26 protein-coding genes are annotated in these 26,492 nt (G+C 40.8%); 2 read left to right on the forward strand and 24 right to left on the reverse strand.

Going from position 1 to position 26,492, the window contains the following annotated elements:
• Window positions 1–21: 21 nt before the first annotated feature.
• From flgL to MHI58_RS17080, 11 genes are all read right to left on the reverse strand, one after another.
• On the reverse strand, window positions 22–933 hold the full coding sequence (gene flgL, locus MHI58_RS17030; RefSeq protein WP_008348257.1) for a flagellar hook-associated protein FlgL: 912 nt from the start codon (window positions 931–933) through the stop codon (window positions 22–24).
• 8 nt (window positions 934–941) lie between these two features.
• Window positions 942–2,462, reverse strand: a complete 1,521-nt coding sequence (gene flgK, locus MHI58_RS17035) for a flagellar hook-associated protein FlgK (protein ID WP_024719239.1) — start codon at window positions 2,460–2,462, stop codon at window positions 942–944.
• A gap of 15 nt (window positions 2,463–2,477) precedes the next feature.
• The gene (locus MHI58_RS17040; RefSeq protein WP_039169793.1) at window positions 2,478–2,960 is read right to left on the reverse strand and encodes a flagellar protein FlgN; all 483 of its coding nucleotides are present in this window, start codon (window positions 2,958–2,960) and stop codon (window positions 2,478–2,480) included.
• Between the two features lie 18 nt (window positions 2,961–2,978).
• Window positions 2,979–3,242: a flagellar biosynthesis anti-sigma factor FlgM gene (flgM, locus tag MHI58_RS17045; RefSeq protein WP_003213252.1), complete on the reverse strand. Its 264-nt coding sequence runs from the start codon at window positions 3,240–3,242 to the stop codon at window positions 2,979–2,981.
• A gap of 79 nt (window positions 3,243–3,321) precedes the next feature.
• A complete protein-coding gene (locus MHI58_RS17050; RefSeq protein WP_017357864.1) occupies window positions 3,322–3,741 on the reverse strand; it encodes a TIGR03826 family flagellar region protein in 420 nt (139 codons plus the stop codon).
• A 56-nt stretch (window positions 3,742–3,797) separates the two neighbouring features.
• A complete protein-coding gene (locus MHI58_RS17055) occupies window positions 3,798–4,484 on the reverse strand; it encodes a ComF family protein (protein ID WP_176544677.1) in 687 nt (228 codons plus the stop codon).
• Window positions 4,481–4,774, reverse strand: a complete 294-nt coding sequence (locus MHI58_RS17060) for a competence protein ComFB (protein ID WP_008348267.1) — start codon at window positions 4,772–4,774, stop codon at window positions 4,481–4,483. Before MHI58_RS17060 ends, MHI58_RS17055 begins: the two co-directional genes overlap by 4 nt.
• Window positions 4,775–4,838: 64 nt before the next feature.
• Window positions 4,839–5,966: a DEAD/DEAH box helicase gene (locus MHI58_RS17065; protein ID WP_045033977.1), complete on the reverse strand. Its 1,128-nt coding sequence runs from the start codon at window positions 5,964–5,966 to the stop codon at window positions 4,839–4,841.
• A gap of 371 nt (window positions 5,967–6,337) precedes the next feature.
• Window positions 6,338–7,180, reverse strand: coding sequence for a DegV family protein (locus MHI58_RS17070; protein ID WP_024719242.1), 843 nt, complete (start codon window positions 7,178–7,180; stop codon window positions 6,338–6,340).
• A 211-nt stretch (window positions 7,181–7,391) separates the two neighbouring features.
• Window positions 7,392–8,081 (reverse strand): two-component system response regulator DegU, encoded by a 690-nt coding sequence (degU, locus tag MHI58_RS17075; RefSeq protein ID WP_008348273.1) that lies wholly within the window; start codon window positions 8,079–8,081, stop codon window positions 7,392–7,394.
• A 64-nt stretch (window positions 8,082–8,145) separates the two neighbouring features.
• On the reverse strand, window positions 8,146–9,321 hold the full coding sequence (locus MHI58_RS17080) for a sensor histidine kinase (protein WP_024719243.1): 1,176 nt from the start codon (window positions 9,319–9,321) through the stop codon (window positions 8,146–8,148).
• A 221-nt stretch (window positions 9,322–9,542) separates the two neighbouring features.
• Between MHI58_RS17080 and MHI58_RS17085 the strand changes: the two genes are divergently transcribed.
• Together MHI58_RS17085 and MHI58_RS17090 are read left to right on the forward strand one after the other, a co-directional pair.
• Window positions 9,543–10,211, forward strand: coding sequence for a YigZ family protein (locus MHI58_RS17085; RefSeq protein ID WP_017357860.1), 669 nt, complete (start codon window positions 9,543–9,545; stop codon window positions 10,209–10,211).
• Complete coding sequence (locus MHI58_RS17090) at window positions 10,196–11,293, forward strand: LCP family protein (RefSeq protein ID WP_024719244.1); 1,098 nt, start codon at window positions 10,196–10,198, stop codon at window positions 11,291–11,293. Before MHI58_RS17085 ends, MHI58_RS17090 begins: the two co-directional genes overlap by 16 nt.
• Before the next feature lie 38 nt (window positions 11,294–11,331).
• On the opposite strand, the gene MHI58_RS17095 is transcribed toward MHI58_RS17090, so the two are convergent.
• From MHI58_RS17095 to MHI58_RS17155, 13 genes are all read right to left on the reverse strand, one after another.
• Window positions 11,332–12,399 (reverse strand): glycosyltransferase family 4 protein, encoded by a 1,068-nt coding sequence (locus MHI58_RS17095; protein ID WP_024719245.1) that lies wholly within the window; start codon window positions 12,397–12,399, stop codon window positions 11,332–11,334.
• A 134-nt stretch (window positions 12,400–12,533) separates the two neighbouring features.
• On the reverse strand, window positions 12,534–13,730 hold the full coding sequence (locus tag MHI58_RS17100; RefSeq protein WP_039169832.1) for a glycosyltransferase: 1,197 nt from the start codon (window positions 13,728–13,730) through the stop codon (window positions 12,534–12,536).
• 19 nt (window positions 13,731–13,749) lie between these two features.
• Window positions 13,750–14,505, reverse strand: a complete 756-nt coding sequence (locus MHI58_RS17105) for a glycosyltransferase family 2 protein (protein WP_008348281.1) — start codon at window positions 14,503–14,505, stop codon at window positions 13,750–13,752.
• Between the two features lie 24 nt (window positions 14,506–14,529).
• On the reverse strand, window positions 14,530–15,207 hold the full coding sequence (locus tag MHI58_RS17110; RefSeq protein ID WP_024719248.1) for a hypothetical protein: 678 nt from the start codon (window positions 15,205–15,207) through the stop codon (window positions 14,530–14,532).
• 61 nt (window positions 15,208–15,268) lie between these two features.
• Window positions 15,269–16,735: an O-antigen ligase gene (locus tag MHI58_RS17115; RefSeq protein ID WP_045033976.1), complete on the reverse strand. Its 1,467-nt coding sequence runs from the start codon at window positions 16,733–16,735 to the stop codon at window positions 15,269–15,271.
• A gap of 39 nt (window positions 16,736–16,774) precedes the next feature.
• Complete coding sequence (locus MHI58_RS17120; protein WP_045033975.1) at window positions 16,775–17,704, reverse strand: NAD-dependent epimerase/dehydratase family protein; 930 nt, start codon at window positions 17,702–17,704, stop codon at window positions 16,775–16,777.
• Between the two features lie 14 nt (window positions 17,705–17,718).
• Window positions 17,719–19,056: a UDP-glucose/GDP-mannose dehydrogenase family protein gene (locus MHI58_RS17125; RefSeq protein WP_045033974.1), complete on the reverse strand. Its 1,338-nt coding sequence runs from the start codon at window positions 19,054–19,056 to the stop codon at window positions 17,719–17,721.
• A 75-nt stretch (window positions 19,057–19,131) separates the two neighbouring features.
• Window positions 19,132–20,316: a glycosyltransferase gene (locus MHI58_RS17130; protein WP_045033973.1), complete on the reverse strand. Its 1,185-nt coding sequence runs from the start codon at window positions 20,314–20,316 to the stop codon at window positions 19,132–19,134.
• Entirely contained in the window at window positions 20,313–21,764 is a 1,452-nt protein-coding gene (locus tag MHI58_RS17135) for an MOP flippase family protein (RefSeq protein ID WP_039169814.1), read from the reverse strand. The genes MHI58_RS17130 and MHI58_RS17135 overlap by 4 nt, the downstream gene beginning before the upstream one ends.
• 18 nt (window positions 21,765–21,782) lie before the next feature.
• A complete protein-coding gene (locus MHI58_RS17140) occupies window positions 21,783–22,442 on the reverse strand; it encodes an exopolysaccharide biosynthesis polyprenyl glycosylphosphotransferase (RefSeq protein WP_045033972.1) in 660 nt (219 codons plus the stop codon).
• Window positions 22,443–22,640: 198 nt separating this feature from the next.
• Window positions 22,641–23,219 carry a hypothetical protein gene (locus MHI58_RS17145; protein WP_223255607.1) on the reverse strand — a complete coding sequence of 193 codons (579 nt, stop codon included), beginning with the start codon at window positions 23,217–23,219 and terminating at the stop codon, window positions 22,641–22,643.
• A gap of 135 nt (window positions 23,220–23,354) precedes the next feature.
• Window positions 23,355–24,845 (reverse strand): N-acetylmuramoyl-L-alanine amidase, encoded by a 1,491-nt coding sequence (locus tag MHI58_RS17150; protein ID WP_045033971.1) that lies wholly within the window; start codon window positions 24,843–24,845, stop codon window positions 23,355–23,357.
• A 140-nt stretch (window positions 24,846–24,985) separates the two neighbouring features.
• A complete protein-coding gene (locus tag MHI58_RS17155; protein ID WP_025208076.1) occupies window positions 24,986–26,476 on the reverse strand; it encodes an N-acetylmuramoyl-L-alanine amidase in 1,491 nt (496 codons plus the stop codon).
• Between the last annotated feature and the right edge of the window lie 16 nt (window positions 26,477–26,492).

Consider the following 26,492-nt stretch of genomic DNA (forward strand, 5'->3'; position numbering starts at 1 on the left):
GCACCCAACGGATGCTTTTTCTTATCTTAAGAAATCGACAAGGGATGGCTGAATCACTTTAGCTGTCGTCGCTAAAGCAGCTCTATTCACAGTCTCTTGTTGAAGAAGATCAAGAATGGCTTTTTCACTTTCTACATCTTCGGCATCTGATTTAGCCTTTTTCAGCACTTCAAATTGCGAAGTCAAACGGCTCCCGACTAAGTCGATACGATTGGATCTAGCCCCAAGATCTGAACGCTCAGCACTCATCACTTCTTTAAACTGATCGATATTTCCTAATGCATCATCTGAATTTGTAAACGTTCCATTTTTTAATGAGTTTTCTAAATCAGTCAGCATTTCAATGACATTTTGACCACTGGCAGATTGTCCACCAAAAGCTGAAAGAGGATTTGAATTCACATTTAATGTGATTCCATCAGAAATGTTCGACTGAACCACGTTTGCATCTGTATAGTTTTCAAAGTTAAATGTAAACGTACCATCTGCATTCTCTACAACTGGTTTAACATTTGTATTCGTCCCATTAAAAACAAACTTACCTAACATCTGCGTGTTCATTGCATCGATGATTTGATTCTTCATCTGACCAATTTCCACTCCGATAGCAGCTAAATCTTCTGGCTGTTTTGTTCCATTGGCCGCATCGAGTACTTTATCTCGTATATTTGACATGATATCAATTATTTCAGTGACACTTGTTTCAGATGTATCAATCCAGTTTCGTGCCTCATTTAAATTAGTTTGGTATTGCTCATTTCGAAACATGGCTGTACTATATTGAAGACTTTTCACTGCTGCAACAGGATCATCAGACGTTTTTGTGAAACGTTTTCCAGACTGTGCCTGCTCATTAATTTTAGAGAGTTTTTCATAACTTTTACTAATATTTCGAAGTGAATTTTGAGAAATCATACTTTGCGTGACTCGCATCAGTTAGCCTACCTTCCTACGACTCCCATGCCGTTTATTATTTTATCTAATACTTCGTCTTGCATCGTCATAATTCTTGCTGCTGCATTATACGCATGCTGAAATTGGATCATGTTCGTCATTTCTTCATCTATAGATACAGCACTAGTTGACATCCTGCGTTCATTGGCTGAATTCACAAGAGCTGCTGAACTGCTTTCAAGGGTCATGTTCTTTTTAGCTTGTATCCCCATTTCGGCAATGACATTCTGATAGTAATCCTGAATTGTTGTGGTATTTCCGCCGATTGGTAGCTTTAAGTTTTGAATATTAGCTAATTTCGTAGCATTCGAACCATCACCTTGCGTTTGATTAAGAGATGCAGCAATGTTATCTGTCGATGCTAAAATCACGTCACTCACTTTGATACGGGCTGCCAAGCCTTTATTCAAATCATTGTTATTCTCAATATCGAAAAAGTCTTGTCCACTTGTGCCATTTAACGTGTACCCTTGCTTATGGACATCGTTAAAAGCATCCATAAATACTTTTGCTACTTCATCCAGCTCAGCAAGCATATCCGGGTACATGCCTTTTTCAGCTCCATTAGACATGTAGCCATACGCCTCAACAAGTGCTTTTACTTTACCATTCACTTGTAATTGATCAGCTGCGATGGTTGTCGTTCCAAATTGGAGTGAGTTAACAAGTCCTGTCGTATTATCATAGGAAAGTTGCAATTCAGATTTTTCATTGGTAATGCCATTTAAAATCGTTCCAGCAGATTGTCCATTTGCACCGATAATGTCAATGTTAACGGTTCCTTCAGCAATTTCCAGAGCATTTCCTCCAGAAGGGTTGTAGCTCACTTTAATATCAACAAGTGAGGAAAGCTGATCTATAAGAGCGTCTCGCGTATCATAAAGATCATTGGGAAGATAACCATTTGGCTCAACTGTTGCAATCTGTTTATTCACTTCATCAATTTGAGTTAATAGGGTGTTCACATTTTTTGCCGTTGAATCGAGTTCAGTTTTTAAATTCTTTTGTATCGTTGTTAAAGAAGAATTTAGCAGGCGGAATTGATCTACTAAAGCCTGAGCACTTGTCTTAACAACTGTACGGGCTGAAGCAGTATCAGCATTTTTCGATTCCGATAAGACTTGTAATGATTTCCAGAGGTTATCAAAGGCTCTATTCAAGCCTTCATCTGTCAAATCATTCATCACTCCTTCCATTTGTGAAAGAGCATCAGACTTCGTCGCATAATAAGACAAGTTATTGTTATGATCTCTATACTGAAGATCTAAAAAGCTGTCTCGAATTCTTTCAACAGTTCCAACTTGGACACCTGTCCCCATTTGGCCGTATGTCTTGCCATCATAAACAGAAATCACTGGGTATGGATTCTCTGCTTTAAAGGTAACTCTCTGTCTTGAGTAGCCATCAGTATTTGCATTGGATACGTTGTTTGATGTGACATAAAGCCCTGCACGCTGGGCTGTGATTCCTCGTTTTGCCGTTTCTAGTCCCATGAATGTAGAACCCATAGATATCCTCCTTGTTTACGCCTTTGAATCAAACAAAGCCCTATGCTGTTTAGGCTTTGAACTCTCAAGACCATTTTGTCCGTAATTCATATTTTCTTTGTTAGGATTCACAAGATCGAATGTCAGTGAAATAAATTGAAGTGACTGCTGAATAAGCTGTTTGTTCAGTTCGTTTACATCTTTCAGTTCCACCATGATGTCATTCAGCTTCTCATATAACGAAATAAGCTCTTCTTGATCCGTTCCTGTAGCTTTTTCGATGCATGCGGTGATTGTTGGCGATTGATCATTTTGTAAAAATTGAACTGCTGCTTCAATCCGCTTTTCTTCTAATTGTGAAATGGCCTGAATATATTTTTGCTCAAGGTTCAGAACCTCTGAAAGAGCATCGATCTCATTATTTTTCAGCATTTCTGTTTTATTCTTAGACAACTTTAGAAGCTGTTCATGTAATCCGTAGAGACGGTGCAGTTCTTCAATCATTATTTTTACTGACATTCACGCTACTCCCTTTTGTTATTGTTGTTTATAAAAATTCAACATTTTATCTGCAATGCCTTTTGTATCTACTTGATATGTTCCGGCTTCAATGCTTTTTTTAATTTGGTCTATTTTATCTTGACGTTCTTTCATGATATTCGGCACCTTTTGCATTTCGATTGCCTTTTTAGAAATTTCGACTTTGTCAGTTGATTTTGCTTGATTCGATTGCAACGTTTGTTTCTCATATGTTTTCTTGTAAGGATTTACTGGTTGTGTTCCATATCGATTAATTTTCACGGGATTCCTCTCGCTTTCCGTTACAGTCTGTCTTGATTCTATCCATTTTATCGACCAAACTGCAACTTAGTTTAGGGAATCAGTCGTTTTTAGGATTAATGGCATAATAGGTGTCTTTTTTCCTAGATTCAATCTCCCTTTTACGCTCTTCTTCTTGGTCCATTTGGCTGATTTGTGTCTTTATATCCTTTTCACAATGGCTACACAGCTTGTTTTTCCTGATCGGTTGGCCGCATCTTTCACAAGGATAGTTGATATTCGGGAATTGACTAATTTGAAGTCTTTTCAAACGGATAAATTTCAGGATTAATTCTTCATCAACTTCTGTTGCGTCTACTATCTCAGCAATGGTTGATTGTCTATTACTTTGCTTACGCAAGAATTTATAAACGATATCAAAAGAACGTTCTTCTTCTTCAAAGCATTTGTTACAAACCGTTTGGATGGTGGTTTTTAAAAATAACTGATTACATTGTGGACAGTTTGCCAATTGATTCATAACCAAAACCCCTTACGTTATTTTCTTTTCTTAATATCGGTTGATTGTCATGATTTTTAACTACGAATCAACGTAAAAGAGGAAACACTTTTGGCGCCTGCGTCTTTTAAAATTTTTGCTGCATGATAGACTGTCGCCCCAGTTGTATAAATATCATCGATTAATATGATATCCTTTAGAACGATCGGGTTTGACTGCCTTAATTGGAACAAATTCTGTTGATGTAAACGTTCATTTTTTCTTTTCTTAGACTGCTTACTTTGATGTACTTTTATAAGTGGCTCCAATATAGGTCCGCCAATCATGGAAGCAAGCATCATTGACTGATTGAATCCTCTTTCCTTTAATCTCTCTTTACTCAAAGGAATTGGGACAAGGACCGGTTCTTTGATTGAAAAAGAACGTTTAAACGCTGACCGTACATCTTTTTTAAATAGATCAGCTAAAGCCGTATCACCTCGAAATTTAAATCGAGCTAGAATATCTTTCATAAAGTCGTTGTAAGCATAAACAGACCGATTCATTACAAGAATCTCAGCAAAATCCCGTCGTTTATTCCACCTTGAACAATCCTGACACAATTGATCATTTGATTGCGCTCTTCCGCATTTGGGACAAGTAGGACCTTGAATCTTCATCAAGTGGTTCTTACATGCTACACATAAACGATCTTCATTTAATAGTAGGAATGATTTCCATGTAAAAGCAGCCACAAAATGGCTCTCACAAATTGGACAAATCAACGCTTTTCTTTGTTCAACGGCAAATGATTTTCGCACCTTGGATATGTAGTGACCGTTGAAGCAGCTTCTGTCAGAATGACGAGCATCGCAGTATTTTTCTGTTTATCCACCATCTCGGATTTACTGTAGGATATTTTATCGATATCTGTTATATATTGCGGTTTCACTTGATTTAGAGAAATGGCTAATACATCTTCTATACATTTTTCACAATGACAAATCATGTTTAATTGGTTGAGATATTGATAGAGAATTTCTTTAAGTAGTATTTCTTTTGCGTTGAGTAGCATATTTTGTCTCTCCTGCCATTTGTGTTTTGTGAATATAATGTACCATGATTTAGTTGAACCCACACTATTTTTCAGAAAACTCTTTTTCAGCTGTATTATTCATTTTCACGATATGTTTCTTTGCTTGTTTCATACTTCTCGTTAAACCAAAATGAAAAAAATACACGTCTCCGTTAAAAAAATCTGGATGTCTCCCTGCTCTACCAGAAATTTGGACAAGTGCACTTTCTGAAAAAACAGGAGATTCCGCACCTAATACGCCCACCTGAACATCTTGAATGGTAACGCCTCTTTCTAGAATAGTTGTTGTAACCAATACATCGTATCTATGATCTCTGAAATACTGGACTTTTTGCTTCCTTTCTTGATCATCCGCAGAAACACCCTGTACATTTACATCTTGAACTTGAAGAATATGAGTTACCTTCTTCATAGTAGAAATAGAAGGAACAAAGAGTAACACTCTTTTTTTCTTTGTGATATGTTCATGCAGCCAGTTCATTGTAGATGCTGGAAGCCGATTTCTTTTTAATTTCTTTTTCCAATCTCCAACCCATTGAAATGTTGGGACAGGCAACGGTTTTTGGTGGAAGCGCAGAGGAATTTTGATCGCTTCTAATTGTCTACGAGCAACATCTTTTTGCATTTTTTTAGATGGTGTGGCACTTAAGTAAATTCTAACTCCTGTTTTTTTCATTGATTTTAAAACAGCAAACTGAAGCCGTTCATCCATTGAATAAGGAAAAGCATCGACTTCGTCTACAATGAGGACATCAAAGGCGTTTTTATATCTCATTAGCTGATGGGTTGTAGCGATCATAAGCGGTGCCATTTGAAACCTTTGAGAACTCCCGCCATAAAGTGCAGCTATATTCAGTCCTTGAAATGCCTTTCTCATTCGAGGTTCAAGCTCCAGTACAACATCGGTTCTAGGCGTCGCAATACAAACACTCATTCCGTTATTTAGCGCATATTTTATTCCATGAAAAAGCACCTCCGTTTTCCCCGCACCACAAACAGCCCAAACGAGCAGATCAAATTTGTTTTGGATTGCTTCTACTAGCCTATCGGACGCTCTCTTTTGCCCTTTAGAAAGCTCTCCCTGCCATGTTAATTCAACTCGTCTTGTTTCTTTCTTTTGTGGACCCGTCCATTCGTAGAGAAAGCCACATTCGCTTACTTTTCCCAGCATGATGCAGGATCTACAGTATACACAGTCTTTTTTACATGTTTCACACGGAGAGAGGGCAAAGTAGCGCTTGTTTGATACACCGCACCGGCAGCAGATCAAACCACTCGCCAACCTATCGACAGCAGGTGTTCTATGGATAAATCCTTGATTCTCCAGCCACTCCAATTCGGACTGTGTACATTGACATTCAACAAGAAGAAGGTGCCTTGATTGTAGCTTGTGACTGAGTTCCATTGCTTTTTCCAGATTCAATTTCACGCACTACCTTTCCATTCATGTTGACCCATTATGTACAAAGAGAAGGCCTTTCGTCTAATTGTAAAAATAGAAAAACAAATCCCCTTTTCCATGAGAAAAGGGGATTTTGATATCTACCTGATGATCCAGCCAAGTGCTAAAGAGCCTTCGCCTAGATGAGTGCCAATCACGGCACCAAAGTAGCTTTTATAAAATTCAACATGAGGATACTTTTCTAATAAGTGCGCAATTAATTCATCTGCTTCTTCTTCTCTATTACCATGTATCAGAGTTGCTCTCATTGGAACACCACGTGATGCATCTTCATCAAATAATTCGAAAATACGTGAAATGGCTTTTTTGCGTGTACGAATCTTCTCAAAAGGGACAATTAGCTTGTTGTCAAAATGCAAGATAGGCTTTACCTTTAAGAGGCTTCCAATAAAAGCCTGAGCACCATTTAATCTGCCGCCACGTTGTAAATGAGTTAAATCGTCTACCATAAAATAAGCTCTTTGATTTTCTTTTAGATAATTGAGATGGGAAATCACTTCTTCTGGAGAAGCACCACCTTGGATTTTTTCAGCAGCTTCTAACACATAAAAACCTTGCGCCATACAGCTAGTCTCTGTATCAAACGGATAAATGTCGATTCCGTCAACTAGTTCATTCGCTGAGGCCGCACTATTGTATGTTCCACTAATTCCGCTTGACAGATGTATACTAATCACAGCATCATATGTTTCACTAAGTTTTTCATATAATTCTATAAGTTCACCGAAAGCAGGCTGAGAGGTTGTTGGAAGATCTTTATGTTTCTTGACTTCTTCATAATATGTCTTCCAATCCATTTCTACTTCTTCACGGTATGATTCAGTACCAAAGATGACATTCAGAGGGATCATATGAATATGATGTTTATCACGTAGTTCTTGTGGTATATAAGCAGTACTGTCTGTTACAACGGCTATTTTCATTCTTAAATACCTTCCTTATCCGTTAAGTTGCTTTTTAAAAAAGAATGATCATTGTTTTTCACTAGATTTATAATACTAATCAAAAAAGCTTGCCTAATCAATAGGCAAGCCCGCTATATCCGAAAAAGACTCCTTACCTGCCTATCATTGCTCTCTAACTTGAATGTGAGAGAACTAAAAACAGGCGAAAAAGGAGTACTTGTCCGGAACATTATCTCATTTCTACCCAGCCGTTTTTAATTGCTACAACAACAGCTTGAGTACGGTCGTTTACATTCATTTTTTGCAAGATGTTACTCACGTGGTTTTTGACTGTTTTCTCACTAATAAAGAGCGACTCACCAATACCTCTGTTGCTCTTTCCGTCAGCTAACATTTGAAGAACTTCACATTCACGTCTTGTTAAAATATGAAGTGGTCTGCGAATTTCAGGATATACCTCGTGCTGTGGATGTGCTGAAACGCCGCTTGTTGCTAAGCGTCGGAATTCATTTACTAAGTTATGAGTGACTTTCGGATGTAAATAAGAGCCTCCGTCAGCTACTACTTTTACTGCTTCAATGAGGGTATCTGCATCCATTTCTTTTAACAAGTAGCCTCTTGCTCCTGTTTTTAATGCATGTGTCACATAGTTTTCATCGTCATGAATAGATAGGATAATGACTTTTGATTCGGGATAAAGCTCTACTAGCTGTTTTGTAGCCTCCACACCATTTACATTCGGCATATTAATGTCCATAATGACAACATCCGGATGATAGTGTTCTACGATACGTGCAGCTTCGTCACCGTCGTCTCCTTCTGCAACTACTTCAAAAGTAGGTTCAAAATCTAAAATCCGTTTGACACCTTCACGGAATAATTGGTGGTCATCGATAATTACAATATTTACTTTAGTCACAAGCTACGCCTCCCCATGTTTATTGTTCTACACCTGAACTTTATGGTCAATATGTCTTTTGTCTCTATTTTACAATTTTATTTTGTAATGTTAACGGTACTCTAATCATGATGAATGTCCCTAGACCTATTTTTGAGTCTATGGTCATTTTACCTTCTAGTAAGTCTACGCGCTCTTTCATACCAAGTAACCCAAAGGATTTGTTTTTATTTGTTTTCACATCTTTCATATCAAAGCCTTTTCCATCGTCTTTGATAATTAACGTGACAAAGTCTTTTGTCACTTCTACTTTTACAGAGATTTCTTCAGCTTCGGAATGCTTCAATGAATTTGTGACAGCTTCTTGGGCTAGTCTAAACAGTGCCACTTCGAACTGAGAAGCAATTCTTTCATTTTCTGTATCCCCTAGGCATTGGAACGTAATTTTGGTTTTTCCATCATATTCTTCAATTGTGTTTAAGTATTTTCGCAGTGTCGGAATGAGACCCAAATCATCTAAAGCCATCGGTCTTAAATCATAAATGATTCTTCTCACTTCGTACAGTGCATTTCGCACATTCTGTCTTAGACTTCTAATTTCTTTAAAGCCTTCTTCTGTTCCACGGTCTCTAAAAATTCGTTCAATTAGTTCTGAACGCATCATCACGTTTGCCAGCATCTGAGCAGGTCCATCATGGATTTCTCGTGATACCCTTTTGCGCTCTTCTTCCTGGGCTTCAATAATTCTTAGTCCAAAATCTTGTTTTGCCTGAGCATCTTCAAGTAAAACACCGACCTGACGTAAATCTTGGTTCAAGTAGTTGAGAACCACTGTGATCTGGCTCACAAGCGTTTCAGAGCGTTCAATGACGTCTTGCAGGCTTAACAATCGTCTTTCGAGATCATCTCTTCTTTCCCTCAGCTGTTTTTCGCGCTGCTGGATCATGGTCAATTCTACTTGCAGGTTATGTGCTTTTTCATAGGCTTCTCGTATTTCTTCTTCGCTGAATTTGTTGAAGTTTCTGCTGACCTCAGATAATCGATTTCTAGCATGTCTCGTATGTACTTCTAGTTTATCCCCAAAATCAATTACTTCGTTGACTTGCTGTTTAATTTGCTTGAGCTCTTCTACTAGGCTTTCATATTGTTGACGGGACTGTTCGCCGATTCTAAATACTTCGTCCTTACTGCCATCAACTGTACTTAGCATTTTCATGATGATTGAATCCAATAACTTCGGATCCATTTTAGGTGTTGTCATGGCTTTTCCCTCCCGTAACAGTGATGTCATCTTTTTTTATTATAAATGTCATTGATCTGCATTTTATGTCGAATTATAATGAAAGAATGCGTATAAATCATGAAATTTTTATGACGACCCTTTTTCCGCTCCTATCATCATAACAAAATACGCTGTAAAATTCTAAAACCAATGCAAATTTTCTCTAGCCTTACAATTTGCTTGTCAGGAGGGTATGTCTTTTGCTGAACCGCTATCTCACAGTAAAAAGCCGTGGCGAGCATGAGATCGTCATTGAAAAATCACGTTTTATTTGTCATATACAACGTGCTGTCTCAGAAGAAGAAGCACAAGCTTTTATACAATCCATAAAAAAACAACATTGGAACGCCACTCATAATTGTTCCGCCTATTTGATCGGTGAACATGATCTGATTCAAAAAGCAAATGATGATGGTGAACCAAGCGGTACGGCAGGTGTACCCATGCTTGAAGTGCTAAAAAAACGCAAGCTGAAAGATACAGTAGTTGTCGTCACTCGTTATTTCGGCGGTATTAAGCTAGGTGCCGGTGGATTAATTCGCGCGTACGGAAAATCTGTGTCTGAAGCAATCAATCATGTTGGTATGGTAGAACGCTGTTTAATGCGTACGATGCACACAACAATAGATTATACATGGCTTGGAAAGGTAGAGAATGAGCTTAGAGCCTCATCTTTTCAGCTAAAAGACATCCATTATGCAGAAGATGTGATTTTTGAAACGTATGTAGAAGAAACACAAACAGAGCAGTTCATTGAATGGATGACTGAGTTAACTAATGGAAAGAGTGTTACTAAAGAAGGCGAATTGATTTATTTAGAAAAGGACGTTGGTCCGATAAAGGAGACAGATGAATGGCACAACGAGTAAAAGTGCGTGTACGAAAGAAAAAGAGTAAGAAGAAAAAGATTTTCAAACGGATTCTGGTCTTATTTTTGCTTCTCTTCATCTGCATGGGCGGATTTGCAGTTTATAAGATTGTGAATACACTCCAGGCTGCTGACAAAACTTATGATGAATTAGAGCGTGGGGAGAAATCGAAACTCCGTGATGCTGTTATTGATATAAAGAAAAAACCTTTCTCTGTCCTATTTGTTGGTATAGAGGATTACGCCACAAATGGTGATCACGGCCGTTCAGATTCACTCATCGTCGCAACGATTAATCCTCAGGATAAAACGATGAAAATGGTCAGTATCCCCCGTGACACACGAGTACAGCTTGCTAGTGACACAACGGGAAATAAAGTAAAGATCAATGCGGCATTTGCTAAAGGCGGTAAAGACGAAACGATTGAAACTGTCGAACAATTCTTGCATATCCCAATTGACAAATATGCAACAGTGGACTTTGACGGTTTTAAGGATGTCATTGATGAAGTTGGGGGAATCGATATAGACGTTCCATTTGACTTCAATGAAAAAAGTGACGTCAAAAAATCGAAAAAGATTTACTTTAAAAAAGGAAATATGCATTTAAACGGGGAAGAGGCACTTGCTTATGCGCGAATGAGAAAACAAGATCCACGTGGTGATTTCGGGCGTAACGATCGTCAGAAACAAATCTTACGTGCCATGATTGATCAAATGGCGAAACCGCATAACATTGCAAACGTGGATAATATCGCAAAAGAAGTAAGTGATCATATAACAACCAACTTCCGCATCACAGAAGGACTTGCTCTACAGCAAATTTACAGTGGTTTTAAAGGAGACGATACTGAAACACTATCTATTAAAGGATCAGACCTTTATCTAGGACCAAATCGAACATACTTCTTTGAGCCAGATCAAACCAACTTGGCTGAGGTGCAAAATGAGTTAAGGACACATTTAAAGCTTCCTGCTGAGTCATCGTCCTCAACTGAAACAAATACACAAACCGATTCATCTTCTGGTACAACAGGGTCAGCCGATACACAGGCCCCTTCGACCAGCACATCAGGACAATAATAGGAAAACAGCCCGTTCCTTGGAAGCGGGCTGTTTTTTTATTGTCTTTTGACCATTCGTTTGTAGAATTTCGTAAATGGTTTAAACTCTTCGTTCACCAAACCAGTGACTTCAGCGATAACTTGCATAAACATGACCAGTAAAAAGATGATGATCAATGACAGCCAAATGGTGGCACTTGTCAGCAAAATCGCGCTTAAGCTGAAGACTAAGCCAATCATGTAAATCACAATCACTGCCATTCGATGTGATAAGCCAAAGGCCATCAGTCGATGATGGATGTGTGATTTGTCAGGTGATGAGATAGGCTGTTTATTCAATATTCGTCTTATGATCGCAAAGGTCGTATCAAAAATAGGCACACCTAAAATAATTACAGGGACAACAACACTAAACAAAGTAACACTTTTGTACAATCCTAAAAGTGACAGGACCGAGATCATATAGCCTAAAAATAACGAACCTGTATCACCCATAAATATTTTTGCTGGATGGAAGTTATAAAAAAGAAAACCGATGGTACTGCCAATGACGACAAGAGATAACGAAAGAATCAGGATCTTGTCCGCAGAAAATGCCATGACGGCAATCGTGGTTAAACCGATAACCGAAATTCCGGCAGCCAGTCCATCTAATCCGTCAATTAAATTGATCGCATTTGTAATCCCAACAATCCATAGTACAGTCAGGGGATACGCCATCCATCCTAACTCCAGTCGATCTGTTAAGAAAGGAACAGAGAAAAAGTCCATTTTTAAGCCCGTGCTCACGATTAAGCAAGCAACGAGAACTTGCACAAGAAATTTAAATTTTGCACTTAAATTATATTTATCATCAAATATACCTAAAATGACGATGAGTACAGCGCCAACTGATATAGCTGTAATTTTATTATGTAGAAACAGCCCGCCTGCTAGTGCTCCAGCCGCTACCCCAATAAAAATCGCCAAACCGCCCATTCGAGGCATTACTCTATCATGAACTTTTCGTTTATTCGGCTGGTCCACTGCACCAATCTTAATTGCAAACTTTTTGACGATTGGTGTCACAATTAAAACTGTAGCCAGAGAGACAAAAAACGCTAATAAGGCGCGTTCGTAATCCATAGGTCAGTCTCCTTCTAAATTGAAATCTGTATTTTGTATATTGGCCGCTCTTTCCATTATACAATTGAATATAGGATGATCACAAGCTCCCCCTAAGAAGAAGAAACAAATAAAAACGCACAATCCTGAATGAATTATGCGTTTTCTTTAATATTCGTTAATTCCACCATGTTTGTGAACAGTGCGTGCCAATCTTTTTTCTTTGCCCGGCTTTGTCTTAGATGTCTGCATTTCATGTCATCTTTTTTACTGATCACTTTCTGGCAGGCTTCTACGAAGAGAGCTGGATCTTCGCCCTCTACATATTCATACACATCATTCTCTTTTAGCCTTTCCGTTGATGGAAGATTTAAACCAACAACAGGGATTCCGGCTGCTAAAAATTCATACAGCTTGAGCGGAAAAACCGCTTGATTGTAAGGAGACTGTTTGTATGGCATCATCCCTACATCAATTAATTTCATATAAGCAGGCACTTCTTCTGGTGCGACTGCTCCTGTCCATAGGACATTGGGCAGTTTGAGTGCATGCTGAAAAGATGGATCTCCATTCGTTCCATCCGGACCGACAAATAAAAATGTCCAATCTGGCTGCATGCGAGCAGCTTGAGCGATCATGTCAAAATCGAGCTTCGGCTTGATCCCACCTATAAAGCCAAGAACCGTTCCCTCTCTTCCCTCTAGCACGTCTTCCCTGCTAGGGAGGTTGCTTTTTGCAAACACATCATACTCGACGCCATTTTCCACTGTAAAGACATCTTTCGGTTCACCCATGAGCCTTTTTTTGATTTGATCATGTAAGTATTGTGAAGAGCATGTAATGCTGTGCGCATATTTAATAATGCGGTTTTCTGCTTTTACAATGACTCGCTGTCTCATATAAGAGAGAATGTTGTTTTTTCCGCTGATGGGCTCTCCCCACAGGTCACTGCAATCATACACAATATGTTTCCATTCAAATAAAGAAGATAAGAGCGGAAATCCCGGAAACGTATACCATAAACAGACGGCTATGCCCTGCTTTTCTTCTTGACGCAAATGCTCAAGAAGAGGAGATAATTTATGAAAATAAAACATATCTTGATAACGGCCAAAGCGAAAAAACTTGCTCTTGAGCACATCAGGAATGGTCATTTGCTTCATTCGATCCGTTATAGGCTGAAAGGGAGCTGAATGACGAGTGGCAGATGGGCATACCCAGATGACCTCTTTCGTTTCTGGATCAGATGCAAGAAATTCCGCCAGTCGATGCCGTCTGTACCTTAGGCCATCGTGTCCCCATTCTCCCGTTGCGACAATCACATGTATGATCGACTCTGCTTTCACCTTCATCACCTTTTTTCCCTTCTGTTTATAAGCGCTTTTTGACAGCATTTGTGGCATAGTGCATAAAACACCAAGATGCTTTCACAAAATGAAGCTGCTCAATTTCTCTGTAGACAAACCATGTTTTTTTCGCTGCTTTCCACTTGTTACTAGAAATCGAGTTTCCCACGATGCGATATTCACTGAGCGGCTCACTCATTCCATAGGCAGTAAATCCTTTTTTTAAAATAGAGAGCCATGTGGCTAAGTCCTGCCTTGTTCGAATGTTTGGCATTTCCACGTGTCCTACTTGTTGAAGATCGAGCATCACCGTCAAACAGCCGATAATCGTATTTTTTAAAGCTTCATTGTAGTTCAACTGAGCCGGCGCTGTGACGGTTTTTTGTAACGGCTCTCCATTTTCTGAAATGATGTCATATGCCGTGAAAGTAAAGGCATGATCATTTTCTAACATAAACTTGACCTGCTTTTCGAGCTTTGTCTGTTTCCACATATCATCGCTATCTAAAAAAGCGATAAAGCGGCCTTTCGCCTGTTTGATGGCGGTGTTTCTAGCAATAGCGGCTCCCCCGTTTTCCTCTAAATAAATGACGTTGATTCTGTCGTCCGTCTGACTTAATTCCCCTAACAACTTCCTTGTGCCATCTGTTGAGCAATCATCTGCAATGATCAGCTCCCAGTTGGAATAGGTTTGGGCAAGGACGGAATGAACTGTATCCGTTAAATAACGTTCCGCATTATACGCCGGTGTAATAATTGATACTAACGGTTGATTGTTCACCTAAGACTCATCTCCAGTTCATCATTAAGATTCTTTGAACACTTCAGGTAACACCACAAACATAAGCGAGATGCTAAGGCCAATGACAAGTCCAAGCAGTGCTCGTTTTTTCGCTGACATGCCTTTGCCTGCTTCATCAAGCACTTGGGCAGGATCGACAATCTTTGCCTGCTTCATCCCGAGCTTTGTCGATTCCAATTCATATAAAAATCGTTCTTTATCGACCTTGGAGTCATTGCTGACAGATTCATCTTCAAGAGCGGATAGTCTCCTTTCAATGACTTGCTGTCTTTTCGTAAATAAGGCTTTGTCCTGCTTTAAAAATGTATCTGACACTTGTTTCACTACCGCCAAAGCTCGAGCTTGATCAGCATCTGTAAACGACAACTGCAATTGTGTATCGGACTGGTTCGTGAGAATCAAACGATTTTTCACATCCTGCCTTTCTTCTTCCTTTACATCACGGAGTGCTTGATTCAGAAATGCATCACTTTTTAATAGAGATGTCACTTCTTCCATATTGTTATACACACCGTCGTCATATTTCCCAAGCGTCAAGGTCACAGCAGCTGTGTAACTAGACTGTTCTACTGTCCCCTTGGCAAAAAAGAAACCAAAAGCAGCCAATACAACGGGCAGCAGCACAAGCCAGACGATATATTTTTTCATTCGCTTCCCTATTCTTAACATAAAACCAGACATGCTCATTCTCCCAACATTGACGTATTTGCTTTTTCACTAGTGTAGCCATACAAACTCAGCATCACACGTTTGCCCACGGCTTGAAGCGCTGTTTATTTTTCATGATATTGACCGCTGCGATCACTAGACCTAGAAACACCCAGTGGAAATATAAATTCGAGACCGAACTCGGACTGATACTTGAGACGAGAAAGCTCAGCATGGCAGCAAATAGACCTTCAATGATCATCTTGGCTGATCTCGTGTCAGCCAATTGGTATTGTTTGTACAGTGAGAACATGAGATAGGCATACACTGAGATATAACCTAGCATGACGGCAAACCCAAAATTCGTCATCACCTCTAGCAGCCAATTGTGAACTTCCACGACCTGATCTGTATCAAAGATAGAAAAGTGAGCTAAGTAATAAGACACATTGCCCGCTCCGACTCCGAAACCGTATGAATTCGTAAAGAAATACCAGGCGTTTTTGATTAAATTCGCCCGGGCAATGTTGGACGGAAGTGGTTCGCTGAAAGAATGAGCGACCTGAGAAGCGAGAAACAAGTCATAAAAGACAGAATAGATTTTGGCTGAAAAAATGGCGATACAGATGATAACAAGCCCGCCTGCTGCCATGATGGACCACTTTTTTAAAAAGCGAGGCATCAACAGCCATACATAGATTGTAGCTCCGGCTAATATGCCAAGCAAGCTGGCGCGCGATTCTGTTAACAAAATGAGATACAGCGCTAAGATGGCTCCTAGTAATCCGAACGCTTTGATATAACCATTTTTCATTTGGCGCATGCACGCCACATATAAGAAAAAGCTAATAGATAAAAAAGTCGCAAAATCATTTTGGTTAAAGAAGACAGCTGTAGGATAGTGCTGTTTGTATGCTGGTCCAAGATACAATGAGGTATTCGGTAAATGGTTCAAGGTCAAGTGATTATAGAACCCGATTCCCATCACAAATACGGTCATGACTAGCCAAATACTATAAAAAGTCACGATCTGATCCATTCGCTGAATGTACATGACCACAAGAAAGACAAAACCCATTCCCATCGCAAGAAGAGACATATATTTCAGGCCGTCTGTGACCGAATGAGCCCAAAGCAGTGAGATGAGTCCGTAAAGAAACCATACAGCGAAAAAACCAAGAATGCCTTTAACGCGAATTTGCTGCCACTGGGATATGTACGTTCCTTTGTCCCTCATCCGCCATATGAATAAAGCAAAGACAGCCAAGAGCATGATGCGGTAGAGAAAGAGACTAAAGAATCCGGCACTGATAGAGAAAAAAGCGTTATTGAGAAATGTTAATGCAATCAAAAGGTAAATGGCTGACATGAATATGTGCTCACCATTCATGTAGAGCTTCATACATATAGCAGCCGCTATGAGCACCACAATCAAAACCGGAATGACCACCATCTTCTTTAACCCGATAGGCTGCGTGGATGCCATTTGTACAAGCCCGATACCTGCTGCTAATAAAATACATCCGATTATGATTTGCCATGCTGTTTGTTTCACACTCATACCCTTGTTCCTCCTAAGCAACCCATCCGATTTGAGGGATTAAGCCTTTACTTCCTGTTCATAGTAGGAAATGGTACGAGCCAAACCTTCTTGTAAACTCACAACAGGCTCCCATGCTAAGACTTGTTTCGTTTCCTCATTTTCCAATGTACTATGCACAATATCTCCTGCACGCTGAGGCTTATAAATCGGTTCAAGATCTGATCTCGTGACTCGCTTCATCGTTTGAAACAGCTCATTCACCGTGATGGAATGACCACATGAGATATTTAAACAAACGTTTGATTGAGCTGTTAAAGCTGCAACATTCGCTGCGGCTAGATCGCCTACATAGATGAAATCTCTTGTTTGTTCCCCGTTTCCAAAGATGAAAGGTGCCTCATGCTTTGCAAACTTATCAGAAAAAATTGAGACAACACCGCCTTCACCAAGTGCGTCTTGGCGCGGACCATATACATTGCTGTACCGCATAATACAATAGTCCACATCATAGAGTGATTTTGCCATCTGTAAGTATCGTTCAACTGTCAGTTTCGACAAGCCATAAGGTGAACCAGGCTGCAGTGGATGAGCTGTGTCGACCGGCAGATAGACTGGGTCTCCATAGACTGCTGCCGATGAGGCAAACACCACTTTCTCCACCCCGGCTTCAGCCGCTGCTTTGATCACATGCAGCGAACCTTTAATATTGACCTCTTCGTCGTAGACGAAATGTTGAACCGAAACGGCTACACTCACTTGCGCTGCAAGATGAATGATATAATCTGGTGCAATGTGTTTGATCAAATCGACCGTTTCTGATTTTGTGACATCTGCTTCAATGCATTGTACGGAAAGATGAGCGATATTTTCCTTTGATCCAGTTGAAAAGTTATCAAGAACGATGGGCTCATAACCTTTCTCTAATAAAGCCTCTACCGTATGAGATCCTATAAATCCACTTCCCCCAGTTACCAATACTTTCTTCATCCAAGTTCCCCCTATTATTGTGCCTTCGATACCAATTCTGTTTCCCATACGCCTGGGCGGCCGATGGACTGGTAAATAAATCCTCTCTCTTTCATTTCTGCTGGATCAAACAAATTCCTTCCATCAATTAAAATGGGAGAACGAAGCAGCTGCTTGATCTGATCCTTATCCATCTTCTGTACGTCATCCCATTCCGTTAAGATGAGACAAGCATCTGTATCTTTCACTGTTTCATAGAGATCATTGCTGAAGACCGCCTGCGGGCCAAGCTCTCTTTCTGCTTCTACATAAGCAATTGGATCATAGGCTTTGACAAAAGCTCCGAGCTCTCTCAGCATTGGGATAATATCTAGTGCTGGGGCTGAACGCATATCGTTTGTATTTGGTTTAAATGCGAGCCCTAAAACAGAAATCGTTTTTCCTTTAATATCACCGAACACACTCATCAGTTTGCTGACAAGATGGGCTCTTTGGTGGTTGTTTGTTTCAATGACAGATTCGATCAGCTTGAACTTGTAGCCAGCTGTTTCAGCAATTTTGAGAAGAGCCATCGTATCTTTTGGGAAACAAGAACCACCAAATCCAATGCCTGCTTTTAAAAATTTATGCCCGATCCGGCTGTCTAACCCAACGCCTTCGCTGACTTTTTCCACATCAGCACCAACTCTCTCGCAAATGTTCGCAATGTCATTGATGAATGAGATTTTTGTGGCGAGCATGGCATTTGCCGCATATTTAATCATTTCTGCACTTTCTAGATTGGTCTCAACTACTTCTGTTTGAAACGGATCATGCAATTTTTTAATGATCGTGGATGCATGTGCGCTTGTAGAGCCAATGACCGCTCTCTCCATATTCATCGTATCTTGAATAGCTGAACCTTCCCGTAGAAACTCTGGATTGGACACGACGTCAAATGGATATTTACTGCGTGAAGCCTTTTGAACAATGGCTTGAACAAGACGTCCTGTTCCAACTGGCACTGTGCTCTTATTCACGATGATTTTGTAGCCATTCAGGTGTTCCCCAACCGTTTGAGCCACAGCTTTCACGAATGTTAAATCCGCTTCCCCCTGAGGTGTCATTGGTGTTCCTACAGCAATATAAATAATCTCTGATTCTCGAATTGCAGCGGGAATATTGGTTGTAAAACACAATCTTCCCTCTTCTGTATTCTTCTCAATCAATTCCTTTAAGCCCGGTTCATAAATTGGAACGAGACCGCTTTTTAAGCTGTTGATTTTTGATTCGTCGATGTCACAACAAATGACTCGATTTCCGATATCAGCAAAACAAGTACCCGATACTAACCCGACATATCCTGTTCCAATCACAGCAATTTTCTTCAACATGTTTCATCCTCTCAGTAAAAGCATATTGGTCGTTCCAAACTGTTTATCTATCAGTCTTTGCACATTTCATCCTGTTTAAACGGTGGATGTTGATTGATTCAGCACCTTTTCATATTGCTGAATCAGGAGCGTAGCATTATGTGATGATGAATAATCTGTATGGACGATGTGGTGAAGATCGTTCTTCACTTGCTCGTTCCATCTATTTTCATAAAGATAAGCGTGAATCGCTTCTTTTAGCTGACTCGTTGAACGCGGTTCAATGAGCAGAGGTTGATAGGTAGAAAATAGTGATGGCAGACCACCAACCCGTGTTGCGATGACAGGCAGTTTTAAAGCGAGCGCCTCAAGGACGACAGTCGGCATTCCTTCACTGTAGGATGGAAGGGCAAACAGGTCAGCTGCCATTAAATAATGTTTGACTTGTTCATTCGGCACCTGCCCCGGGAGTATAATGGATTCTCCCGCCCGTTCGGCCAGCTCCTTTGCGAGGGGTCCTTTTCCGACAAAGACGGCTTTTACACCCTCCATCCCGCTGACAGCTTCCGCTAATTCAAGCAAACCTTTCTCTTTGACTAAACGGCCGACAAAAACGACGAGCTTGTCGTGAAGTGGTAAACCAATCTGCTTTCTGATGGCTGTTTGATCCCCCAGTGTTCTAGAAAATGACTTGAGCGGAATTCCAAGCGGGAGGCATTGTGCATCCACCTCTGTCATGTCATGTGTTTTCTTTGCCAGCTCTTCACTCACTGTGAGAACAGCAGACGCCTGTTTTACTGCTTCTTTAAAGGCTGCAAGCGCCCCTTGGCTATAGTTTGGATAGACGTTTACATCACTGCCGTGTAAGGTCAGAAGATAAGGGATGTTTGCTTCCTTTTTGATCACAGCTGCTGCGCCGCCAGACGGCATGGCAAAGTGCGCATGGATGAAATCCGGTGACAGTTCATAACGCTCCATTGTGCGCAGGACAGAAGCTGCGATTCGTTTACTCGGCTGAGCCCATTTTAGCTGTCCAGGCAGCGCTGTATAGGGCGGTCTGTAAACCGGCACGCCGCATCTCACCTCCTCCTGGGGAAGATCTTTTCTCTGACGATAGGAAGCTTTAAGCATCCGTAAGATGGGCGGATTGACAGGAGTAGGACAAATCACGCTCACTTCTACGCCCTGTTTGACCAGCTCCTGCACTTGCGTTTCATGGAAGACGCCTTCACTTGGATGTTTTTCACTAGGATATACACTTGTCAGCCATAGCACCTTCATGACGAACGACCTCTTCTCCATAATTTCCCTGCCATCTGCGGATACATTTTGACAAGTAGCAAGCTATATAAAGCCGCACTTAAACCAATCGTCAGTAGTAATTGAAGCAGTATATCCGCTGATGTCAGCTTCATCCCTTGATGAACAGCCACTGCGCAGCCGGCCATTAGCAGCGTCATGACAGCAGGCTTTACGAGTGATTTTACATACATCTTCATATCTAGCTGAATGACATAAGCCATCAGCCACCTGCCGACAATGAAGTTCAGCAGGCTGACCCCTGAGTAGACCCAAGCTACAGTCAATAGACTGCCAGTATGGACTCCTGCATATAAGGCGCATCCATATACGATGAGCATGCCTGTATCCCAATAAAAAGCTAAGTCAGCTCTCCCTTTTGCAAGAAGGATGGAACCATTTGGATTCATCAGCACACGGAGTAGACCGACAATGCACAAAATATTCAAAACCGGGACCGCCACTAGCCATTTCTCTCCAAACACCACTTCTATAAAGCTATCTGATACGGCAGCAAGACCGATGAGTAGTGGAAAACTAATGAGTGCAAGCATATTCGTCATGCTGAGGAAGCCCTCACGCAGCCTAGAGTGATCACGCTGACTTTTTGCGAAAACTGGGAAAGCCACTCTCGTCACAATCGGGTTAATTTTCAGCACCGGGATTGTGACGATTTGATAAGCCAGGCTGTAAATCCCTAATGCCTCTGCTCCAAGAAACCGTCCTATTAAAATCATGTCGATGTTTGAGCCTGCCCGATTGACGAGTCTTGACGCAAGCTGGAAAGCCCCGAAGGAGAAAAACTCTTTCACTTCCCCTAATGCGAAAACGGGTGCTGGGCGCCACTTCTTCCAATAAGCCGCTGCATACATGAGACCTTTTCCTGATTGAAGCAGCACTTGAGAGATCACATAGGCCACAATTGGATTGATAAAAAAGGCTAGGATAAGTAGAACAATCAGCGAAATGATCGTCGCTATCGTCTCAATCGTACTTAAGGTTTTAAAGGCTAAATCTTTCTGCATCATGTATTGGTATTGCTGACCAATTGGTGCAATAAGAAACATGATTGATAATAACTTGAGTAAGCCTTCCAGCTCAGGTCTGGCATAAAAGGCGGCAATCAAGGGACTTGCGAGGATCAATACACAAAACAAGAGAATTCCCGTCAGCAAGTTGATCCAATATAATGTAGATAATTGACGTTCCGTCGTTTGTTCCTTTTGAATGATCGCAGCACCGATGCCTAGATCAAGTAAAATCTGTGTAAATATTGTGACAGTTGTGATCATGCCAACGAGTCCAAATTCTTTCAGTGACATTACGTTTCCTAAAAAGGCGAACTGTGCAATTTGGATGATGGTAATGATCAATGCGGACAAGCTTGTCCATTTTGCTCCGCCCAGCAGGCGATTTTTCATACTTGCCATTTCTCTTCCCTACTTTACTTATCTGGCTCCGTCACCAGTCACGATGACTTTTAACGTTTTTACCATAATCTTCGTGTCGAGAGAAAATGTCAAGTTTTGAATATACTGTAAGTCGTGTGATAATTTTTCACTTGGACTCATTTCATATCCCCCATTTACTTGAGCAAGGCCTGTCAGCCCTGGCTTCACTGTCAGTCTTTTTGTAAAGCCTGGAATCGTCCGATTAAATTCGGCAGTAAACATTGGTCTTTCAGGACGTGGACCTACAATACTCATTTCTCCTTTTAACACGTTGATAAATTGCGGCAGTTCATCAATTCTTGTTTTTCTGATGAATGCCCCCACTTTGGTGATACGAGGGTCATTTTTTTGCGCCCATTTCGCTCCTCCGCTTTCTGCGTTGGTTCTCATCGATCTGAGCTTCCATAATTTAAAGTAGACACCGTCTTTTCCGACCCTTTCCTGCATATAAAAGGCTGGCCCTGGTGTTTCTAGCTTAATTAAAAGGGCAAACAGTAAAATGATTGGCGTACTCAACATCAATCCGATGAACGAGAATACGACATCTATGAAACGTTTGACAAATAAATATCGAACCATATGTTCTGTTAAAGCAAAAGAGTGGTTTCGTCTCACTTCATATTCTCTGTAAAGGTTCATCGCTTTCTCTGCGCTCACTGACCTGCACCTCACCATTCAAAGTAGTTGTTGTGTAAAGAGATGTTCTATGAAAGTCAGTTTAGCAGAGCAACATTAAGCAAATGTAAATGGGCTGTTAAGTCTTGTAAAAGTGTGTTAAGAATGTGCCCTTATATCAAGTTATGCCCTTTTAAACGTAAAAAAGACCCGCATTTCTGCGGGTCTACGTGTCTTTTTTTATTTGGCCTTTACGGATTCGATCGTCTTCAGTCTAAGCGTTCCGTTTGCATCTTTTGTATAAGTTACTTTCACTTTTGACTCTTCTTTTAGGCTGTTCACTTGTTTAGAAAATGTATTTCCGAATTGAATGGCTACTTCTTTTCCATCAATGTTGACAGCAATTGTATGTCCATCAGCCAAACCGACATATGTGCCTTCTTTGGTGACTTCATTTTTCTTCGTTGTAGATTCTTTTTTTGTTTTAGATTCAGCTTTTGACTGATCGTTTGTCGTTTCTTCTTTTGTGATTTCCTTACTTGAGCTTTCTTTTGCATCTTCATCAGATTGACCTGCTTGGTCTTCTGTTTGAGCAGCTGTTTCTTTGCTTTCATCATCTGCTTTTTCACTTGCAGACTTGTCTTCCGTCTTTTCATCTGTTGCATTTTCTTTCTTTTGATCTGCTGCTTCAGTTGTTTCTTTTTTGCTGTTATCCGTATTGTTATCGTTTGACTGATTTGATGTGCCGCATGCTGTGAGCATTACTCCTAGAAGTAAGACTAAAAACGGCATTGTGATTAATTTTTTCAAGATCGTCACCTCTTCATGATTTGTCGATTTGCTGTCATTGGAAGGCAAATACGTGAAAAATCCACCCTCTATGTTTCGATTATAACAAAAACAACCTGAAATGAAATGTATTTTTAACTTGACATATCATTCATTCGATCTATTTTATTCAAAATATTGAGATACACCTGCAGCGATTCCTGAAGCCATCCGCTCCTTGGCAGTCGATGATTTTAATATACTGGCATCAATCGGACTGGTTACAAACCCCGTTTCAAGCAAGATGCTGGGCATTTTTGAATACTTGATCACGTAGAACCCTGCTGTTTTCACACCACGATCTCTTGTGCCAAGGGCTTTCACCATCTGGGGCTGTACCTTTTGTGCCAGCTTTAAACTATTGGCCGAAGCATACGTCGCATCATAATACGTTTCTGTTCCATTTGCAGCGCTATTATCATTTGCATTGGCATGGATGCTGATGAACACATCCGCACCAGCCTGTGATCCTTTGCTTACACGTGTTTGCAAGGAATCAAATGTATCAGATGTTCTAGACATGACCGTCAGTGCACCCGCTTGTTTGAGCCTCGCTTGCAGTTTTAACGCGACATCCAGATTAACATTTTTTTCAAACAGCCCATTTCCTACCGCTCCAGCATCCTGTGCACCATGACCTGGATCAATAAAGATGGTTTCACCTAACACATGATTTTTCAGCTGTGTGATCACACTGGTTCGTATGGTTGATGTTCCGCCCACCACTGTAAATGTTGAAATCTTTTTAGTCCCAATGACACGACGAATCGCATCTGGCACTGATTGAGCGTCTGTAAGAAGAAGGGTTTGCCCTTGCTTGGCTGCCATACTTGCCGCAGCTGCCGCATCGGCATATGCATAGCCGTTACTCATATACGTTTGGGTTGTCTTCATCGGGTATGTTTTCGCAATTCGGGCTGCCACTTCATACCGATTGGCTCCGCTGATTCTCACGGGTGATGGCAGCTTTTGATAGGCTGCTTGATTGACACTTGTTTCCCCGCCAATCACAATCGTCCGTTTCACCGCTTTGCTTTTTAATAGATTGGCTGTTTCCTGCCGCAGCCCTTTTGCATCGGTTAATAAAATAGGAAAGCCCTGTTTTGCAGCATATGGAGCAATCGCCACAGCATCTGCATAAGCAGAACCATTCACAATCACAGCTGTATCAACACTCTTCATTTGCTTAGCAACGTTTGCCGCCAATTCATATCGATTCTTTCCTTGTATTCGCGATACGGAAAGATTCATTGCTTTTAGCTGCGCTACGACTTTTTGCGAAATGCTTGCGGTTCCGCCAAGAATGATGACACGCTTCGTTTTCAACTGCTGAAGACCTGACTTAGTTGCACCTGAAAGACTGCTAGTATTCGTTAACAGCACTGGGGCTCCCTGCTGAAAGGCATACGGCACAGCACTTAGCGCATCTGCATAAGCCTCACCACCTACTAAAACAACTGTAGATGCTGTCGACCAGCCTCGTTTTGCAGCGTTAACTGCCACTTCATATCGATTACTTCCCTCAATCTTCGATACATTGTGCTGCGCAAATGCTGTTGGTGCATATAAACATAGTGAAACCACAATTAAAACAAAACATTTGATATAAGAACGCATGAAGTCAACCTCCTTGGTTTTGAACCCTTCATCATGGAACCCAGGAAACCCTTCATGTACTTTTGAAAAAAGGCTGCCGAGAGTCGTTTCTCGAGCAGCCTAAGAGGTGTATCTTCGGCACCCCTCATCTGTATGTTTTCTTATCTAAAATAGCCTGAAACACCGCTTGAAATACCTGACGCCAATCGATCTTTATAAGTAGCGGATTTCAAAATATTTGAATCAACTGGACTGGAAACAAAACCAGTTTCTAAGAGAACGCTTGGCATCTTAGAATATTTAATGACGTAGAAGGCAGCTGTCTTCACGCCACGGTCTCTTGTGCCTAATGCACTGACCATTTTAGGCTGAATATTTTGCGCGAGCTTCAAGCTGTTTGTTGCCGCATATGTTTTGTCATAATACGTTTCAGTTCCATTTGCACTGCTGTTATCATTTGAGTTCGCATGGACACTGATGAAGATATCTGCATTTGCTGACGCACCTTTGCTCACCCGTGTTTGAAGACTGTCGAATGTGTCTGATGTTCTTGACATGGTAGTGAGTGCACCAGCATTTTTCAGTTTAGTGTTCACTCTCTTCGCTACGTCTAAGTTTAAATTTTTCTCATAAAGACCATATCCTACAGCACCAGAATCTTGAGCACCGTGGCCAGGGTCAAGGAATACTTTTTTACCTACAACCGGGTTCTTTAATTGAGATGCTACAGTATTCGTCACTGTCGTTGAATTTCCGACTACTGTGAATTTCGTTATGTTTTTACTGCCGATAATTGACCGAGTATGGACAGGCAAAGTTTTCTCATTTGTTAATAAAAGAGCTTTCTTTTCTTTCGCTGCAATGCCAGCAGCTGCTGGTGCAGAGGCATAACCAAATCCTCTCGCAACATACGTATTGCTCGTACTTAGTTTATACTTATTCACAATCTTTGCTGCAATATCATAGCGGTTAGCGCCCTTTATTCTCGTTGGCGACTTTAGCTTGTTGTATGCTGCTTTGGTAACATACGATTCGCCGCCAATCACAATTGTTTGCTTAATATTACTAGCTTTTGCGAAAGTTGAAATTTCAGAACGAAGTCCCTTTTTATCTGTATATAAAATTGGGAAACCTTTTTGTGCAGCATATGGCGCAATCGCAATCCCATGCGCATACGAATGACCTTCTACAACCACTACACCAGCTGGTTTTTTCATTTGCTTTGCAATATTCGTAGAGATTTCATATCTGTTCTTTCCCGTAATTCGTTTTGTTGAAATCCCTAGTTTTTTTACTTGATTGATGACATTATTTGAAACACTTGCCGTTGTTCCAATCGCAATCACATTTTTCGCTTTTAATGACGTTAATCCTTTCTTCGTTTCTGATGAAAGGTTTTTACTATTTGTAAAAAGAACTGGCGCATTATGTTGATACGCTAAAGGGACAGCTGCTGTTGCATCAGCGTAAGCTTTTTTCCCTACTAGCACAACGGTATTCGCTGTTCCCCAACCTTTTTTCGCCACATTGACAGATAAAGAGTAACGATTTCCCCCATCTATTCGTGATACAGAATTGTCCGCTGAAGCTGTTGGAACAATAATGAAAATGGCGATGAGGCTGAGGATGGCTGTTTTGATCATTGAGCGCATCTTCTGTGTCCTCCCT

Source organism: Bacillus sp. FSL K6-2869 (assembly GCF_040869405.1).
Lineage (GTDB): Bacteria > Bacillota > Bacilli > Bacillales > Bacillaceae > Bacillus > Bacillus altitudinis.